Origin of the sequence: Streptomyces halobius (assembly GCF_023277745.1) — a bacterium.
GTDB classification, from domain to species: Bacteria; Actinomycetota; Actinomycetes; order Streptomycetales; family Streptomycetaceae; genus Streptomyces; species Streptomyces halobius.
Genome location: NZ_CP086322.1, coordinates 4,734,450 through 4,748,852, shown reverse-complemented (window position 1 = coordinate 4,748,852; position 14,403 = coordinate 4,734,450). Strand labels below are relative to the sequence as shown.

Below are 14,403 nucleotides of genomic sequence, written 5' to 3'. Positions count from 1 at the left end.
CCTCTCAGTGGCCCGCGAACTCCGCACGGACCAGCCAGCTGCGGGACGCGCCCCTGCGGTTGCGGGGCTGCACCTCGTACGGCCACCGGCCCTGTCCCGCGCCGGGCTCGCCGGGCTCCTTCAGCTCCCGCACCTTCCAGCCGGAGCCGGCCAGGAACTCCTCCGGTTCGTCGGTGCCGAACAGCCACGGCGTGCCGTCGTCGCGCAGGCCGTTGAGGAAGGACCGGGAGAAGGGGCTGCGCAGCAGGGCCTTGCTGACGAAGTCGACGGCCAGCCAACTGCCCGGGGCCGAGGCGGAACCCAGGACGGTGAGCAGCTCGGATGCCTGCTCCTGGGTGAGGAAGAACATCAGCCCTTCCGCGACCCACAGGGTGGGCTGGTCGCGGTCGAACCCGGCGTCGTACAGGGCGGGCAGCCATTGCCCGGCCAGGTCGGCGGCGACCTCGTGGCGCTCGGTTGTCGGCTGCGCGCCCAGCTCGGCGAGGCGCCTGCCCTTCTCTGTGACCAGGGCCTCGTGATCGACCTCGTAGACGGTCGAACCGGGGGGCCAGGCGAGCCGGAAGGCCCGGGTGTCCATGCCCGCGGCGACGAAGACGATCTGCCGGATGCCGCTGTCCCGCAGGATCGCGTCGACGCTGTCGTCCAGGTACTTTGTGCGGATGGCGATGAACGGCAGCAGGCCGCCCCCGCCGTACTTCTCCAGCAGTTCGAAGCCGCGCGGGGCCGCCAGCTCGCGTGCGAACGGGTCATCGAACATCGCCTCATCGCCGCGTTCGGACTCGACCGCCCGAGCCGCGGCCGTCCACTGGGCCGTGTATGAGACAGCTTCCATAATGATTATCCCCTCCGGGAGTTCAGGCCATGACGAAGAACGCCTTCTCGATTGCCGATAGTGTCTGGAAGTCCTGGATGTCGATGTTGTCGAAGTCGATTTCGACGCCGCTCGCGCTCTCGATGGCATAGACCAGCTCCACGAAGGAGAGCGAGTCCACGAGCCGGTTTTCGATGAGGTTCTCATCGGGTGTGACGGAATCCCGTTCCGGGTTCCGTTCCAGGATCCACGTGCGTACTTCGTCGATACCTGCCGAAGTCATTTCCACTCCTCAATCGTTGTCAGGCCGATGTCAGCCGACCGGCGTCCGCCCCCGGCGCACCGGCGCAGAAGGCGACCGCCACAGCACATGGTTCGTCGTGCGTGATGCTCACTTCGATGTGTTGGAATCCGGCGGTGCGGGCCAGTTCGGCGGCGCGCCCGCTGAGTCGTACGACGGGCCAGCCGCCATCAGCTTTCAGGATTTCGATATCGAGCCACGGAAGAGTCTGCCCCCGAGCGCGGAAGAGTTTGAACACCGCCTCCTTGGCGGCCAGTCGTCCAGCAATACCAGCGATGTCCGGCACACCCGCCGTGCGGGAGAGCCTCATCTCCTCCTCCGAGAGCATCCGGGGCAGCGCCAGCCCATTTTCGCGCTCCGCCATCTCGCGGACACGGCCGAACGGAACAAGGTCGATTCCGACCCGCCCGTTCATCACGTCAGCGGACCTGCCGGGCGGCCGCCCGGACCGATTCCAGCGCCTGCCGCGCGTTGCCGCCATGCAGATCGAGCAGAACGGACAGCCACCGCTCCAGGCCGAATGCCACGCAGCTGGTGAAGGCGTATGCGTCGCCCGACGCGAGGCGGATGTCGCAGCGCTCGCCGAAGAAGTTGCGGTGCGTGTTCACCGATGAGATTGCCAGACCACCTGCAGCCTGGAACTCGAACTTGACCGGGCTGATCTTCGCCATCAGAGCGCGGGCGCCGTCATTTTCGAAGAATGGGTCGGACGCAGCCACCTTCTCCAGCCCGAGATTCAGCCCCTCGGCGAACGCGGTGATGCGTTGCGCGAAGGCAGCGATAACCTGCTGGGTGTGCTCGTACGAGCCCAGGGCGACGATTTCCCGCATCTGGAAGCTGAGCAGCCGATGCAGTCCGCCGTAGTACTCCTCGTTGCGGAAGCAGCGGTTCACCAGGGTCACCAGGGTCTGGTCGGCCACCCGGCTCTTCTCGTAGTACAGGTAGGCGCCGTAGCAGGTCGCGTGCGGTAGTCCGAGTCGAGGTTCCTGCAGGTCGGACGGTGCGAACCGGCCGTCGTCCGGCTTGCCCTCACCACTGTTCAGATCGAGTGGTGCCGCGACCAGGGCCAGCTGCGGGAAGTTCGTGTAGACGTCGAACTTCTCCAGGTGGGAGACCGGGTACAGCGGCGGCGGGAGGATTTCGCGGGCACCGGCGGACATTCCCCAGCCGGCGAATATTCTGTCGAGTTCCCTGAGAAGATCGGTCCGGTCGGGGTCGAGAATGACGAGCGCTTGGGACAGGTCGGGGGCGGCATCGGTTTCGGTCATCGGATGAGCCCCGTCTTCTCCAGGAATTTCGAGGTCTTGCGGAATACGCTCTTCTCGAACTCCGTCCGCGTAGCAGAGGCCAGGAGTTCCCGGCGCAGATCCAGTGGGTTCTCGACACCTGCGTCCCGGTAGACCTGCGGGTTGTACAGCGACTCGAAGCTGTAGCTCATGTACCGCTTGATGTAGGCGGCGATGTCCTGCAGTTCCTCTGCGGAGGAGGTGCGCTTCACGTCCTCGAACAGTGCGGAGACCAGTTCACGACCGAAGGCGATGTGCCGGGACTCGTCCTGGTGGTGAATCCGGTTGATGGCACGAATGGTCTCGTGCAGCCGGTCGTCGAGCGCCATCCTGGAGTTGAAGTGGTCGACCAGCTCCTCAAAGATGAGGATCCGGGTGAAAACCAGCAGACTTTCCACATTGGAACGCGGGATCTCGACGGCCGCCCCGGAAGGCTGACGATATATCTTCTTTCCGTAGCGCAGGCAGAACTCGGCGAAGAACCACATGTGTTCATTTTCCTCACCGATGAAGTGGTGGAAGAACTCGGAGGGCGTCTCGAAGCCCGAGGTGTGTATGCGCTTGGTGACCTCGATGAGGAGTTCCCGGATGCCGTGCACGTTCAAGCTGTAGAAGTTGATGCTCTCGTAGCGCGACAGCGCGTAGAGCTGCTCCTCGGTGAGCCTTGCGGCGGCATCCGTTCCGTGCGTCGTAGTCAGCTCCGGGCTCATCCACCACATGTTCTCCGGGAGGCTGTCCGGCCATTCGAAGAGTTTGTACGGGTTGTAGTAGTCATCGATCGCCTTGGTGGTCAGGCGGTCCAGGATCCCGAGAAAACGGTCATCCTGATCAATCAGTTTGCTGACCATGCTCGAACATCCTCCAACTCGTGTCGGAACGCCGGCGCGGCGTGCGCTGATTTTCGCGGGCACCGTCCCTTTGGGGCGCTGAGAAAAACCGTAATGAGCGCCAACCGGAAGTGGCAACGGCCTAAAGCGGCTTGGCCACTCCTGGCCACCGGAATCAGTTGGGCGCACGGAAGACACACGGGAGAACCGGATGACACAAAGGCACGGCCTGCCCGGAACCCCGTTACGGGCCCGGGCAGGCCGTGCCTGGAGAGACCGCTCAGCCGGCCTGGCGCACCTGCGGGCTGGGCTCACGCACACCGACGAGGCCGGCGCAGGCCGCCGCAACCCCAGCCTGGAAGCGACTCTCGGCGTTGAGTTCGTTCATGATGCCGGAGATGTGCCTGCGGAAGGTACGCGACGACATGCCGATGCGGCGGGCGACCACATCGTCCTTCAGGCCAGAGCCGAGCAGGTCCAGGATGGTGGCCTTGACGTCGTCAAGTGTTTCCCCGTAGGAGACCGCGTCGGCCTCGAAGTCAGCCCCCGACTGCCAGGCGTACTCGTAGACCCGGCGGAGCAGGGACACGACCGCCGGCTCGTAGACGATCGTGACCAACGGGGCGTCCTGGCCCGCGACGCGGTCGGAGGACAGGAACGCCGCCTCATCACCCACGATGACAAGATTCTCGAACACGTGGTTGGACGTACGGATGCGGGCGCCGGTCTCGGCGGCCCTGCGCAGGCCGACCCGGGCAGACGCGCTGGTACGAGCGGTGTGCGGGCACAGGATCCGCATGCGCGCGTCGCTCTGCAGCGCCTCCGGGCCCAGGGGCTGATCCTCCTGGGTTCTGCCGGGGCTGAGCGGCCACATGGCGAGAATTTCGCCGACGCGGTTGCGGGCGGCGTCGGCCACCCGCAGCTTCACCTCCCTGGGGTCCAGGCAGCGCACCACCACCTCCTGCCGCGGCTGGGAGCGTTGCAGGGTGCTGAAGGTATCCGCGAAGGAGCTCAACTGCTCATGAATTCCTGCCAGTTCACGGCGCTTGTCGTTAATGGCCTCTTCCAGCGGCACGACCAGCTCGACGTGGGCGGCATCCGGACTCACCGCCCGATAACTGCCCAGCACCTCGCAGTGCTTGACCAGCCGCAGACCGCGCAGTGTGCTCATCGTCTGCTCGACCTGGGCGATCGGGAGGCGCAGAGCGGTCGCTACCTGGTCAAGGGTGACGGGGCCGTTCGCGAAGGTCTCCTCGTAGACCCGGATGGCCAGTTCGTCTCCCCCGCACGCGGGAGCGGGGTCCGGTAATGCGTTCACCGACGTGGCCGACACCGGGGCCGTCCACGACGCTATGGCCTTGTCCAGTACGTTCTTCACTGTAGACCTCCAGCATGTCGCCGAGCGGATCCGGTGAAGAGGCCCTCGCTGACGGCCTCGACGACTTGGGCCAGCTCTTCGTTGAGAAAGAAGTGGCCACCGGGGAAGGAGGCGACCGTCAACTCCTGGGTGGTGTGGTTCCCCCAGGCCGCGGCCGCGGCCGCGTCGACGTACGGGTCCGCGTCCGACAGCAGGAACGTGACGGGACAGTTCACCGTTGCGTCCGATGGGGCGAGGTAACCGGAATTCGCCCGGTAGTCGTTGCGGACCACTGCCAGGATGGACTCCCTGTACTTGGGCTTGTCGAGGAGCTTGACCGGGATACCGCCCAACGTCCGGAGCTCTTCGACGATCTCCTCGTCGTCCTGCGGCACGTGCACACCGAGCCCGTCCGAAGGCGAACGCCGGCCGGAGACGAACAGCCGTACGGGGGGCTTCCCCGCAGCCTCCAGCCGCCGGGTCAATTCGAAGGCGACGACGGACCCCATGCTGTGGCCCAAGACCGCGACGGGCCGATCACACCATGGCAGCAGTGCGGTGGCGACCCGGTCCGCCAGTTCGCCGATGTCGGTGAAACCCTGGTACCCGGGCCCACCCTGCCGGCCCGGGTACTGGACGGACAGCGCCTCGATATCGTGGTCGGGCAGGGCCCTGGCCAGTGGGCCGAAGGCACTCGCGGACGCCCCGGCATGAGGACAACAGATCAGCCGAGTCTTAGCCTGCGGAGCGGGCCGAGGTACCTGGATCCAGTTCGCGGTGTCCTGGGCGGCTTGCTTTTCCATCGAGTCGTCTATCCCATCCGGTCGCAGCAGAACAAGGAGGTCAACGGGTTCCGAGGGTTGAGCGGTCGCGCGATTGCCCGTGACAACTAACCACCCCTACGATCGTGTGCCTCGGTGGATTGCGGCCACGTCAGTTGTCGATGGGTCAGCTTAGCTGGCCGCAATTCCTTGTCAACGGATGTGCCCCGATGCACGGTTGACATCAACTTGACTGACTGGTGAGAGAGCGGAATAGGTATGGCTGAAAACGCACGGTTCTCCTCCACGGGCAAGCTCGCAAGTCGTCTGAACCACCTGTTCGCTACCGTGCATCCGCGAAACCGTGGCCCCTACAGCAATGAGGAAGTGGCCAGGGCGATCCGCGAACAGGGGGGTGACATCTCGAAGGCGTACCTTGCCTATCTGCGCAACGGGACACGCAGCAACCCGACGATGCATCATCTGGAGGCGCTCGCCGTATTTTTCGGTGTGAAGCCCGCGTATTTCTTCGACGATGAGGTCGCGGAAGAGGTCGATTCCATGCTGCTGCGGCTGGTCGCTCTGCGGGAGGCCGGCATCCAGTTGAGCGAGTGGGAGGCGCTGCGTGATGCGGGGATCACCAAAATCGCCGCGCGGGCCAATGGGCTCTCACCGAAGGGACTGGTGGCGGCGGCAGAGATCCTTGATCAATTGCGTGCCCTGGAGGGGCTTCCGCTGGAGCGGGAGGCCAACGACAGTTGATGCCATGAGGGCCGGTCAGCGACGGAAGTCGGCGTACGTCCGGGACCTCGCACCCAAACGACCGGTCAGTGCCGGATGACAACGGGGAATGGTATGCGGATTCAATACCGGCGGCTGCGCCGCCGCTGTGGGGCCATACTCAGCACCTTGCGACTGGAGCCTCCGTTCTCCCTGGAAGAGCTCTGTGCCCACCTGAGCGCTCTGCGGGGGCGGCCCCTTCACCTGGTTTCGCTGCCGAGCGGAGCGGCGGCCGCGGGGGCGTGCGGGTTGTGGCTCGCCACCGGCACCGACGACTACGTCTTCTACGAACGGCAGACGAGCCGTCCCCACCAGGAGCACATCATCCTGCACGAGATCGGCCACATGCTGTTCGACCACCCGACGCTCGACATGCCCGGCGACCCGGCGTCGCCCGGGCGGCTCGGGGACTTGGACCTCGGTCTCGCGCAGCGCCTCCTCGCGCGTACCGACTACACCACCCGACAGGAGCAGGAGGCCGAGATGCTGGCCAGTGTCCTGCGGACCGTTGCGGTCCGGCCGGAGGATTCACGGCCTGCCGAATCCGCGAGTGAATGGGAAGCGGCACTGGGGCTGTCGCGTGTCCTATGACGTGCGGATGATCGGTTTATGGTTCGAGAACGCCGGTATGTTGGCCATGTGGCTCTCCCTGCTGTTACGGGCGCCCTCCGCCGTTCGGTCACCGCAGCAGCGCGGCCTGTGGATCGCCGTCGGGGCAGCGGCCACCACCTTGACGCTGAAGCGCGGTCCCCTGGTCGAGATCATGTCGCGCGACTTCCACGTCTACCAGGCGTACGCGCTGACCACCCACCTGTGCGGAGTCCTGTCGGCTGTCATCATCATGGACTTCGTCCTGGTCACGACGGACCGGCCACAGCGGGAATGGTTTCACCTCGGTTCCGGCCTGGCCATCGTCTGCCTGATAATCCTCGGTGCGTGGTGTGCCCCGGGCATGCACGTCCATGAGTCGGCCGGCAGCGGAGGCCATGTCTTCTGGCTGATCGTGATCGGCATACATCTGGCCGGGAACGTTCTGTGCATTGCCGTGTGCCGGCGGCACTGGTACAGGGGCGGCAAATCCCCGCTCAGGACCACCATGGGCCTGTTCGGACTGGGCAGCTGCCTGGCAGCGCTTTACTGGGTGGGTTATCTGGTCCAGCTGATCTCAGGCGTTTTCTGGATCGCGTTTCCCCTTCCCTTCATCAGCGGCGTGTTCTGCCTTTGCAGAGCGGCCGTCATCGCCGCACCGGCGTTTCCCGCCATCCGCCGTGCGCGGCGGGACGCGACGGACTTCTGGCTTCTGTGGAGGCTCTGGCGCGACCTCGTGTCCGCGGTGCCCTGGGTGGCCCTCGCGCCGCCTCGGCCGCGCCTGCTGGAGCTGCTGCTGCCGCGCGGGTCCTGGGGCCTGCTGGTGTACCGCCAGGTCATCGAGATCCGTGACGCCATACTGGTGCTGCGCGAATACGCCTCGCCTGATCCGCCGTTCCCCTACCCCGATCCGACGGCGGCCCCTGACCTGACCGCCGCGCACGCGGCGGAGATGGCGCGCTGGCTGACAGCGGCCTGCCACGCCAAGAACCGAGGCCAGGGGCCGCGTACGCGGGCTGCGGGGCTGTCCGCGCTGGGTGGTCACGATCTCGTCCACGAGACCGCCTTCCTCATCCAGGTCGCCGATGCCTATTCCCGCCGTGCACCGGGTCGTGCCGCCCGGCCGTCGCACGGGTCCCACGCGGGGATCCAGTGAGCGCCGCCCGCGCGGCGCGGGGTCATTTCACGGCCGGGGAGGCTCCGAGACCGCCGGTTGTCGGGTCCGCCGCGACGTCGTTCTCCTGCTCGTCCGCCTGGCGCTCCGGACGACCGGACAGCCAGGTCAGCAACGCCGCCGCGAGGACGAAGACCACCGCGATCGGCAGCAGCGAGACGGCGCTGCCGAACGAGTTCAGGCCGATCGCGCCGATCACGCTGGACAGGGAGATCGCCAGGTACATCACGGCTGCGTTGAGCGAGACCCCGAGCGTCTCGGCCCCCGGCTGGGAGAGCGCCATGACGCGGTGCTGCTGAGGGCCGGTCACCGACCATGAGCCCACACCGCTGAGCGCCACCACGACAATCGCGGCGGCAAACGATTCCCGGCTCGGCAGCATGGCGGCGAACACCACGGCCAGACCGAGCGTGGCGCAGATGACCACGTGCCGCGGTCCGTGCCGGTCGGCCAGGCGCCCGGCCACCAGATTCCCCACGGTACCGGCCAGTCCGAACACCAGCAGTAACAGCGCCACGAGGCCGCCGTCGTCGCCGGTGGCCGGCGAGAAGACCGAGCTGATGTACGTATACGGCAGATAGATCCCGATGAAGGCCAGCAGTGTGACGATGAGGACACTCGCCACCCTGCGGTCGGTCAGCGGCGAGAGCCGCTGGCGCAGGCCCACCTTGGCGCCCAGCCTGATGTCCGGCAGCCGCAGCGCGATCACCGGCGCGATCACGACGGCCAGCGCCGTGACAAACCACATGGTCGCCCTCCACCCGAACGCGTTCCCGATGGCGGTGCCCAGCGGCGCGCCGAGAGCGAGCGAGGACGTCAGGCCGACGGTCACTATCGCGATCGCCCGTCCGCGCCGCTCACCACCGGCGATGGCGGCGGCGGTGGCCCCCGCATTGGGCGTGAACATCGCAGCTCCCGCCGCGGCCACCACCCGGGATACCAGGACCAGGGCGTAGCCAGGGGCGAGTGCGGTGACGACGTTGCCCACCGCGAAGATGCCGAGGGCGGTGACCAGCACGCGGCGCCGGGACCACCTGCCGGTGAGGGCCGCCAGGACGGGTGACAGCAGCGCGTAGGCGATGGAGAAGACACTGACCAGCTGACCTGCGGCGGCAATGTCGACGTGGAGCGAACGGCTGATGTCGGGGAGCAGGCCGGCGATCACGAAGGCGTCGGTTCCCACGGCGAAGGTGCCCAGGGCCAGAACCATTGCATGAGGGCGCCAGCGCGCGCCTTGTGTGGTTTGCGCGGTGTCGGTCATCGGGTACTCCCGTTCCGATAGGTACCGTCTGTTACGATGAGCATCGTAGCTTATGTCGATCGACATCGTAACTGTCGACGGGAATCGAAACTCGCCAAGTCGACGAATTCGATGTGTATCGTCAGAGACGATCACCATGGAGGACGTGATGCGCGATACGAAGGACACCTGGCTGCCGGAGCCCGACCTCGACGAGGTTGACATCGGTACGGTCCTGCAGGCCCTGGCCGATCCCGTACGCCTGCAGATCGTCCGCCTGCTCGACTCCGCGAGCGAGGGTTCCTGCACCACGCTCGACGTCCCTGTCAAGCGGTCGACCGTCTCCCACCACTTGCGCACACTGCGGGAGAGCGGAGTTGTCGCGACCCGGCTGGTGGGCAACTCCCGGCTCAGTCGGCTGCGCAGGAACGAACTCGAACGGCGCTTCCCCGGCCTGCTGACGTCGATCCTGGCCGCCTCCACACCAGAAGAGCGGCGACAGCACGCCGGATGATCCGACGGGGGCGCGGACCCGCGACGAGCGTCGAGGGGACAGCCGCCAACGAGCCCACAGGAGGTCGAATGGGCCGCTATGCCCACCTGGCGTACACCGAATCGGTGCGCCAAGTCCAAAGTGAACAGGGAAGCGCGGCGGCAGTCGGTCGCAGGCTCATGGAGGGAGATGCTCCGGAACCGCTAGCGGCAGATGAGGCCGCCTTCATCGAGGCCCGCGACGGCTTCTACCTCGCCAGCGTCAGCGAGACCGGCTGGCCGTACGTCCAGTTCAAAGGAGGCGCACCCGGCTTCCTCCACGTCCTCGACGAGCGGACGATCGGTTACGCCGACGTGCGCGGCAACCGCCAGTACATCAGCACGGGGAACGTCCGCGCGGACGGGCGCGTGGCGCTGTTCTTCATGGACTACCCGCAGCAGCGTCGACTGAAGATCTTCGGCCGGGCCTCCGTGCAGCCGTTGCACGACGACCCCGCCCTCGCCGAGCGCCTCTCCGCTGTGCGCACCCCCGGCCAGGTGGAACGCTTGATGCTCATCCACGTCGAGGGTTTCAACTGGAACTGCCCCCAGCACATCACCCCTCGCTACGCGAAAGCCGAACTCGAGGCCGTGCTCGACCCGATACGTACCCGGCTCGCAGCCCTGGAAGAGGAGAACCGCCGCCTGAGGACCCGGCTCAGCGACCACACCTGACGTCGGCTCCCGCCCCGGATGAACACGACTGCCTGGTGACTGGCAGGAGAGCGTCCGGAGCGGGACACCCACGGCTGTGCAGCCGCCTGCTGACAGCGGTCACCAAGTGGCCATCACTCGGGGCATGGGCAAACGACTTCTCGCGGGCCTGGCATCCCACTGAGAGGGAGCGGTCAAGGTCTGGCCACGGATCCGGACGAGGCCGCTCGCGTACTCGTCTACCGCAGCCACGGGAACGATGACGGCAGCAATCAGAGACGAGCCCACCCAGGTTCTTGCGGGGTGGTCTTCGCTGTCCAGCATCTGATCCCGGCCTCGGTAAGGGTGGCCACCCACCTTCACGTCAAGGGTGTCCTCGTCCTCCACCTCGCGTCGGCGTGAGGTGGGGAAAGGTCGCGACCGGGCTGTTCTGGCCGTCGAGTGACGGTGCCCTTGAGATCGGATGCGGCATCATGGCCTCGCGGCGCGGCCGAGGCTGTGCCCCCGAGGCCACCCAGGCACTCGTGGCGTACGCACCAACCTCTCCGGACGTCCGCACGGTGTACGCCGATGTGGAACTCTCGAACCCGGCCTCGATCCGCGTACTGGAGAAAGCCGGACCGCATCGCTGGAGCGAGGACGCAACCACGGCCCGCTTCCGCACCATGGCACCGGACCTGTCCCAGCGGTAATCCCACGGAGGATCGGCAGCGGAGCGGTTCGCCACTGCCGATCCCCGGCACCGGCTACAGCCCTCATGGATTCCGCAATGTAGATCTGCACAGAAGTACGACTACTGGACCCTAGGACGGATGCGCATCCGCCGGCGGCCAGGGCGTGCAAAAGGGGCGCTGGCTCGACTGGGACTGCCGCCTGTGCCCCGTCGACTGGAACCTCTCTGGGGCAAGGTCAAGACCGGCCAGCACGCAAAGGATCACAAAGAGATCTGCCCGCCCCGGTCTGCCCGGGCGGGGCCATGGCCGAACAGCCGGCAGCTCAGACGGTTCACAGCAGGCCCGGGGCCGTGGGTGGTTGCGAGGCCAAGCGGCTCGGATTCGAACTGCAACCCAAACTGCAGCCACGCAACGACGAGAGCCCCGACCGGAATCCGGTCGGGGCCCTCGTCTGCCCTGCTGGGCGGGTGCGGAGGATACGAGATTCGAACTCGTGAGGGGTTGCCCCCAACACGCTTTCCAAGCGTGCGCCCTAGGCCTCTAGGCGAATCCTCCGCCGCAAACAATACAAGACGTTGGGGAGTGCTCGCGAACATGATCCGGAGACGGGGGTCCGGCGACGGATCGGGGTGGGGTCCGGGTCGTTTCTTGGGCGGGGGATCCGCTAATGTAGTGCGCAGCCCCTCACGTGGCGCTATCTGACTGAACTCCCCCAGGGCCGGAAGGCAGCAAGGGTAGGTCGGCTCTGGCGGGTGCGTGGGGGGCGCTTGCGTTCGCGGGCGGGTCGGTTGTCAGTGGGGGCCGATATCGTCGTATGCGTGTCGTCCCTTGCGCTGTACCGCCGCTACCGACCCGAGACCTTCGCCGAGGTCATCGGGCAAGAGCACGTGACCGAACCGCTGCAGCAGGCATTGCGGAACAATCGGGTCAATCACGCCTATTTGTTCAGTGGGCCGCGTGGGTGTGGCAAGACGACCAGTGCGCGGATCCTGGCGCGGTGTTTGAACTGTGAGGAAGGCCCCACTCCTGCGCCCTGCGGGAAGTGCCAGTCGTGCGTGGACCTGGCGCGGAACGGGCGTGGGTCGATCGATGTGATCGAGATCGACGCGGCGTCGCACGGTGGCGTGGATGACGCGCGTGAGCTGCGGGAGAAGGCGTTCTTCGGGCCGGTGTCGAGCCGGTACAAGATCTACATCATCGACGAGGCGCACATGGTGACCTCGGCGGGGTTCAACGCCCTGCTGAAGGTTGTCGAGGAGCCGCCGGAGCATCTGAAATTCATCTTCGCGACGACCGAGCCCGAGAAGGTCATCGGGACGATCCGGTCGCGGACTCATCACTATCCGTTCCGGCTGGTGCCGCCCGGGACGCTCCGGGACTACCTGGCCGAGGTGTGCGCACGGGAGTCGGCCCCCGTGGAGGACGGGGTGCTGCCGCTGGTGGTGCGGGCCGGGGCCGGGTCGGTGCGGGACTCGATGTCCGTCATGGACCAGCTGCTCGCCGGGGCCGGCGAGGACGGTGTGACATATGCCATGGCGACCGCCCTGCTCGGGTATACGGACGGGTCGCTTCTGGACTCGATTGTGGAGGCGTTCGCGGCGGGGGACGGGGCCGCGGCCTTCGAGGTCGTGGACCGGGTCATCGAGGGGGGTAACGACCCGCGGCGGTTCGTGGCCGATCTGCTGGAGCGGCTTCGGGATCTGGTGATCCTGGCGGCCGTGCCGGACGCGGCGGAGAAGGGGCTGATCGATGCCCCGGCCGATGTCGTGGAGCGGATGACGGCGCAGGCGTCCGTGTTCGGGGCGGCGGAGCTGAGCCGGGCCGCTGATCTGGTCAATGCGGGGCTGACGGAGATGCGCGGGGCGACCTCGCCGCGGCTGCAGCTGGAGCTGATCTGTGCGCGGGTGCTGCTGCCCGCGGCGTACGACGACGAGCGGTCGGTGCAGGCACGGCTCGATCGGCTGGAGCGTGGCGCGGGTGCGTGGGCGCAGGGCGGCGGCGCTGGGGCTACGGGCCCTGTGACCGGTGGTGACGTCGGGGCCGGGGTGCCGATCGTTTCTTCCGGGGGCGGGCCCGCGGCCGGGTATGTACCGGGGCCGGAGGCTCATCCGGCGGTGCCGCCCGCGGGACCGTCCGGCCCGGCGGCCGCGCGCGCGGCGGTACGGGGGGCGGCGCAAGGTGCGAGCGGTAGTGGTGCCGGGGGTGGCAGTGGGCAGGGTGGTGCCCGGGGTACGGAAGGTGCGGGGGAGGCCAGTGGCCCGGCCTCGGCTTTGCCGGCCGGGCCGGCCCCGGGGCCGGCTGCTCCGGCGGCTCCCGCTCCGGCCGCTTCCGCACCGGCTCCGGCTGCCTCGGGTGTGCCCGGTGGCGCGGCCGGCCCCTCCGGTGGGGAGGGCGCTCCCACGCGGCCCGGCGCCTGGCCGGGCGGCACCGGGGGACCGGGGAGCGGCCCCGCCGGCGCCGCCGGCGGGCGCAAGCCCGGTGGCTGGCCGTCGGCCGTGGCGCCGGGGCAGGGCGGCCAGGGCGGCCAAGGAACGCAAGGCGGGACGGCCACGTCGGCCGCTGCCGCCGGGCCGGCCGCCGGTGCGCCCGCGCCCGGACAGCAGCCAGCGGCCGCGCAGCAGCAGCCGCAGGCCGGAGCCGCGCCCGGGATGGTGCCGGGGGCCGCCCAGGTGCGCCAGCTGTGGCCGGAGATCCTGGACGCGGTGAAGGACCGCCGACGTTTCACCTGGATCCTGCTCAGCCAGAACGCCCAGGTGTCCGGGTTCGACGGCACGACCCTGCAGATCGGCTTCCCCAATGCCGGTGCCCGCGACAGCTTCGCCAACGGAGGAAGCGAGGACGTCCTCAAGGACGTACTGGCCGAGAAGTTCAAGCTGCCGTGGCGCGTGGAGGCGATCGTCGACCCGTCGGGCGGTGCCAATCCGCCGGCCGGCGGCGCTCCCCGGAGCGGCGGAGGGGGCGGTGGCTTCGGCGGCGGGGCGCCCGCCGCGCCGCGGCAGTCCGCGCCACAGCCGCCGCCCCGGGCGAGCGCCCCGGCGCCCGAGGCCCGTGGCCAGTACGGCCAGGGCGGCGGGCAGAGCGGCGGTGGGGCCACCGGCGGGAGCCAGGGCGCCCGGATGGCGGCGCGCGAGGCCGTCGCGCCGTCGGCCTCCGCCGGGGGCGGGCAGGGCGCTCCAGCGGCGGAGCCCTCGTACACCCCGGAGCCCCCGCCGATGGCGATCGAGTACGACATGCCGGCCGAGGACGATCCCGATCTCGTCGACTCCGCGCTCAGCGGCCACGAGCTGATCGTGCGCGAGCTCGGCGCGACGGTGCTGGAGGAGTACAACAACGAGTGAGGGGACCACGAGTGAGCGGGGGGTCACCAGTGAGCAGGAGGGAGCCACAGTGAGTCAGGGAGTGGCTGACGGGGCGTATGG

15 protein-coding genes, 1 tRNA gene and 1 other RNA gene are annotated in these 14,403 nt (G+C 67.9%); 8 read left to right on the top strand and 9 right to left on the bottom strand.

Annotated elements, in window-relative coordinates; genetic code table 11:
- Positions 1-4: 4 nt before the first annotated feature.
- The 7 genes from K9S39_RS21515 to K9S39_RS21485 form a co-directional block, all read right to left on the bottom strand.
- Positions 5-832, bottom strand: coding sequence for a class I SAM-dependent methyltransferase (locus K9S39_RS21515; protein ID WP_248865006.1), 828 nt, complete (start codon positions 830-832; stop codon positions 5-7).
- Positions 833-854: 22 nt separating this feature from the next.
- Positions 855-1,094: a phosphopantetheine-binding protein gene (locus K9S39_RS21510; protein WP_248865005.1), complete on the bottom strand. Its 240-nt coding sequence runs from the start codon at positions 1,092-1,094 to the stop codon at positions 855-857.
- A gap of 19 nt (positions 1,095-1,113) precedes the next feature.
- The gene (locus tag K9S39_RS21505) at positions 1,114-1,527 is read right to left on the bottom strand and encodes a holo-ACP synthase (RefSeq protein ID WP_248865004.1); all 414 of its coding nucleotides are present in this window, start codon (positions 1,525-1,527) and stop codon (positions 1,114-1,116) included.
- A 4-nt stretch (positions 1,528-1,531) separates the two neighbouring features.
- Positions 1,532-2,380 carry a class-II aminoacyl-tRNA synthetase family protein gene (locus K9S39_RS21500; RefSeq protein WP_248865003.1) on the bottom strand — a complete coding sequence of 283 codons (849 nt, stop codon included), beginning with the start codon at positions 2,378-2,380 and terminating at the stop codon, positions 1,532-1,534.
- Positions 2,377-3,246, bottom strand: coding sequence for a diiron oxygenase (locus K9S39_RS21495; RefSeq protein ID WP_248865002.1), 870 nt, complete (start codon positions 3,244-3,246; stop codon positions 2,377-2,379). The genes K9S39_RS21500 and K9S39_RS21495 overlap by 4 nt, the downstream gene beginning before the upstream one ends.
- A 259-nt stretch (positions 3,247-3,505) precedes the next feature.
- Positions 3,506-4,603 carry a LuxR family transcriptional regulator gene (locus tag K9S39_RS21490; RefSeq protein ID WP_248865001.1) on the bottom strand — a complete coding sequence of 366 codons (1,098 nt, stop codon included), beginning with the start codon at positions 4,601-4,603 and terminating at the stop codon, positions 3,506-3,508.
- Positions 4,600-5,385 (bottom strand): thioesterase II family protein, encoded by a 786-nt coding sequence (locus tag K9S39_RS21485; protein ID WP_248865000.1) that lies wholly within the window; start codon positions 5,383-5,385, stop codon positions 4,600-4,602. Before K9S39_RS21485 ends, K9S39_RS21490 begins: the two co-directional genes overlap by 4 nt.
- Positions 5,386-5,622: 237 nt before the next feature.
- Here K9S39_RS21485 and K9S39_RS21480 point away from each other — a divergent pair, with 237 nt between their 5' ends.
- The 3 genes from K9S39_RS21480 (at position 5,623) to K9S39_RS21470 (ending at position 7,867) form a co-directional block, all read left to right on the top strand.
- Positions 5,623-6,105 carry a helix-turn-helix domain-containing protein gene (locus K9S39_RS21480; RefSeq protein WP_248864999.1) on the top strand — a complete coding sequence of 161 codons (483 nt, stop codon included), beginning with the start codon at positions 5,623-5,625 and terminating at the stop codon, positions 6,103-6,105.
- A gap of 147 nt (positions 6,106-6,252) precedes the next feature.
- Entirely contained in the window at positions 6,253-6,714 is a 462-nt protein-coding gene (locus K9S39_RS21475) for a hypothetical protein (protein WP_248864998.1), read from the top strand.
- Positions 6,704-7,867 (top strand): MAB_1171c family putative transporter, encoded by a 1,164-nt coding sequence (locus K9S39_RS21470; RefSeq protein WP_248864997.1) that lies wholly within the window; start codon positions 6,704-6,706, stop codon positions 7,865-7,867. The genes K9S39_RS21475 and K9S39_RS21470 overlap by 11 nt, the downstream gene beginning before the upstream one ends.
- 22 nt (positions 7,868-7,889) lie before the next feature.
- Here K9S39_RS21470 and K9S39_RS21465 read toward each other — a convergent pair whose 3' ends face one another.
- The gene (locus tag K9S39_RS21465) at positions 7,890-9,095 is read right to left on the bottom strand and encodes an MFS transporter (protein WP_248864996.1); all 1,206 of its coding nucleotides are present in this window, start codon (positions 9,093-9,095) and stop codon (positions 7,890-7,892) included.
- 199 nt (positions 9,096-9,294) lie between these two features.
- Between K9S39_RS21465 and K9S39_RS21460 the strand changes: the two genes are divergently transcribed.
- From K9S39_RS21460 to K9S39_RS21450, 3 genes are all read left to right on the top strand, one after another.
- On the top strand, positions 9,295-9,639 hold the full coding sequence (locus K9S39_RS21460; RefSeq protein ID WP_248864995.1) for an ArsR/SmtB family transcription factor: 345 nt from the start codon (positions 9,295-9,297) through the stop codon (positions 9,637-9,639).
- A gap of 158 nt (positions 9,640-9,797) precedes the next feature.
- Positions 9,798-10,331, top strand: a complete 534-nt coding sequence (locus K9S39_RS21455) for a pyridoxamine 5'-phosphate oxidase family protein (protein ID WP_319949573.1) — start codon at positions 9,798-9,800, stop codon at positions 10,329-10,331.
- A 377-nt stretch (positions 10,332-10,708) separates the two neighbouring features.
- Positions 10,709-11,002: a GNAT family N-acetyltransferase gene (locus tag K9S39_RS21450; RefSeq protein ID WP_406707985.1), complete on the top strand. Its 294-nt coding sequence runs from the start codon at positions 10,709-10,711 to the stop codon at positions 11,000-11,002.
- A 452-nt stretch (positions 11,003-11,454) separates the two neighbouring features.
- On the opposite strand, the gene K9S39_RS21445 is transcribed toward K9S39_RS21450, so the two are convergent.
- Positions 11,455-11,539: transfer RNA gene (locus K9S39_RS21445), tRNA-Ser, on the bottom strand.
- Between the two features lie 120 nt (positions 11,540-11,659).
- Between K9S39_RS21445 and ffs the strand changes: the two genes are divergently transcribed.
- An RNA gene (gene ffs, locus K9S39_RS21440) (signal recognition particle sRNA small type) lies at positions 11,660-11,758 on the top strand.
- Positions 11,759-11,802: 44 nt separating this feature from the next.
- Positions 11,803-14,322 (top strand): DNA polymerase III subunit gamma and tau, encoded by a 2,520-nt coding sequence (locus K9S39_RS21435; protein ID WP_248864993.1) that lies wholly within the window; start codon positions 11,803-11,805, stop codon positions 14,320-14,322.
- Positions 14,323-14,403: the final 81 nt, after the last annotated feature.

What these genes read in the sequence shown, in the direction of transcription:
- K9S39_RS21485 (WP_248865000.1), bottom strand. Translation starts at nt 5,385, where the DNA reads ATGGAAAAGCAAGCCGCCCAGGACACCGCGAACTGGATCCAGGTACCT.
- K9S39_RS21455 (WP_319949573.1), top strand. Translation starts at nt 9,798, where the DNA reads ATGGAGGGAGATGCTCCGGAACCGCTAGCGGCAGATGAGGCCGCCTTC.
- K9S39_RS21495 (WP_248865002.1), bottom strand. Translation starts at nt 3,246, where the DNA reads ATGGTCAGCAAACTGATTGATCAGGATGACCGTTTTCTCGGGATCCTG.
- K9S39_RS21465 (WP_248864996.1), bottom strand. Translation starts at nt 9,095, where the DNA reads ATGGTTCTGGCCCTGGGCACCTTCGCCGTGGGAACCGACGCCTTCGTG.
- K9S39_RS21500 (WP_248865003.1), bottom strand. Translation starts at nt 2,380, where the DNA reads ATGACCGAAACCGATGCCGCCCCCGACCTGTCCCAAGCGCTCGTCATT.
- K9S39_RS21460 (WP_248864995.1), top strand. Translation starts at nt 9,295, where the DNA reads ATGCGCGATACGAAGGACACCTGGCTGCCGGAGCCCGACCTCGACGAG.
- K9S39_RS21505 (WP_248865004.1), bottom strand. Translation starts at nt 1,527, where the DNA reads ATGAACGGGCGGGTCGGAATCGACCTTGTTCCGTTCGGCCGTGTCCGC.
- K9S39_RS21480 (WP_248864999.1), top strand. Translation starts at nt 5,623, where the DNA reads ATGGCTGAAAACGCACGGTTCTCCTCCACGGGCAAGCTCGCAAGTCGT.
- K9S39_RS21510 (WP_248865005.1), bottom strand. Translation starts at nt 1,094, where the DNA reads ATGACTTCGGCAGGTATCGACGAAGTACGCACGTGGATCCTGGAACGG.
- K9S39_RS21515 (WP_248865006.1), bottom strand. Translation starts at nt 832, where the DNA reads ATGGAAGCTGTCTCATACACGGCCCAGTGGACGGCCGCGGCTCGGGCG.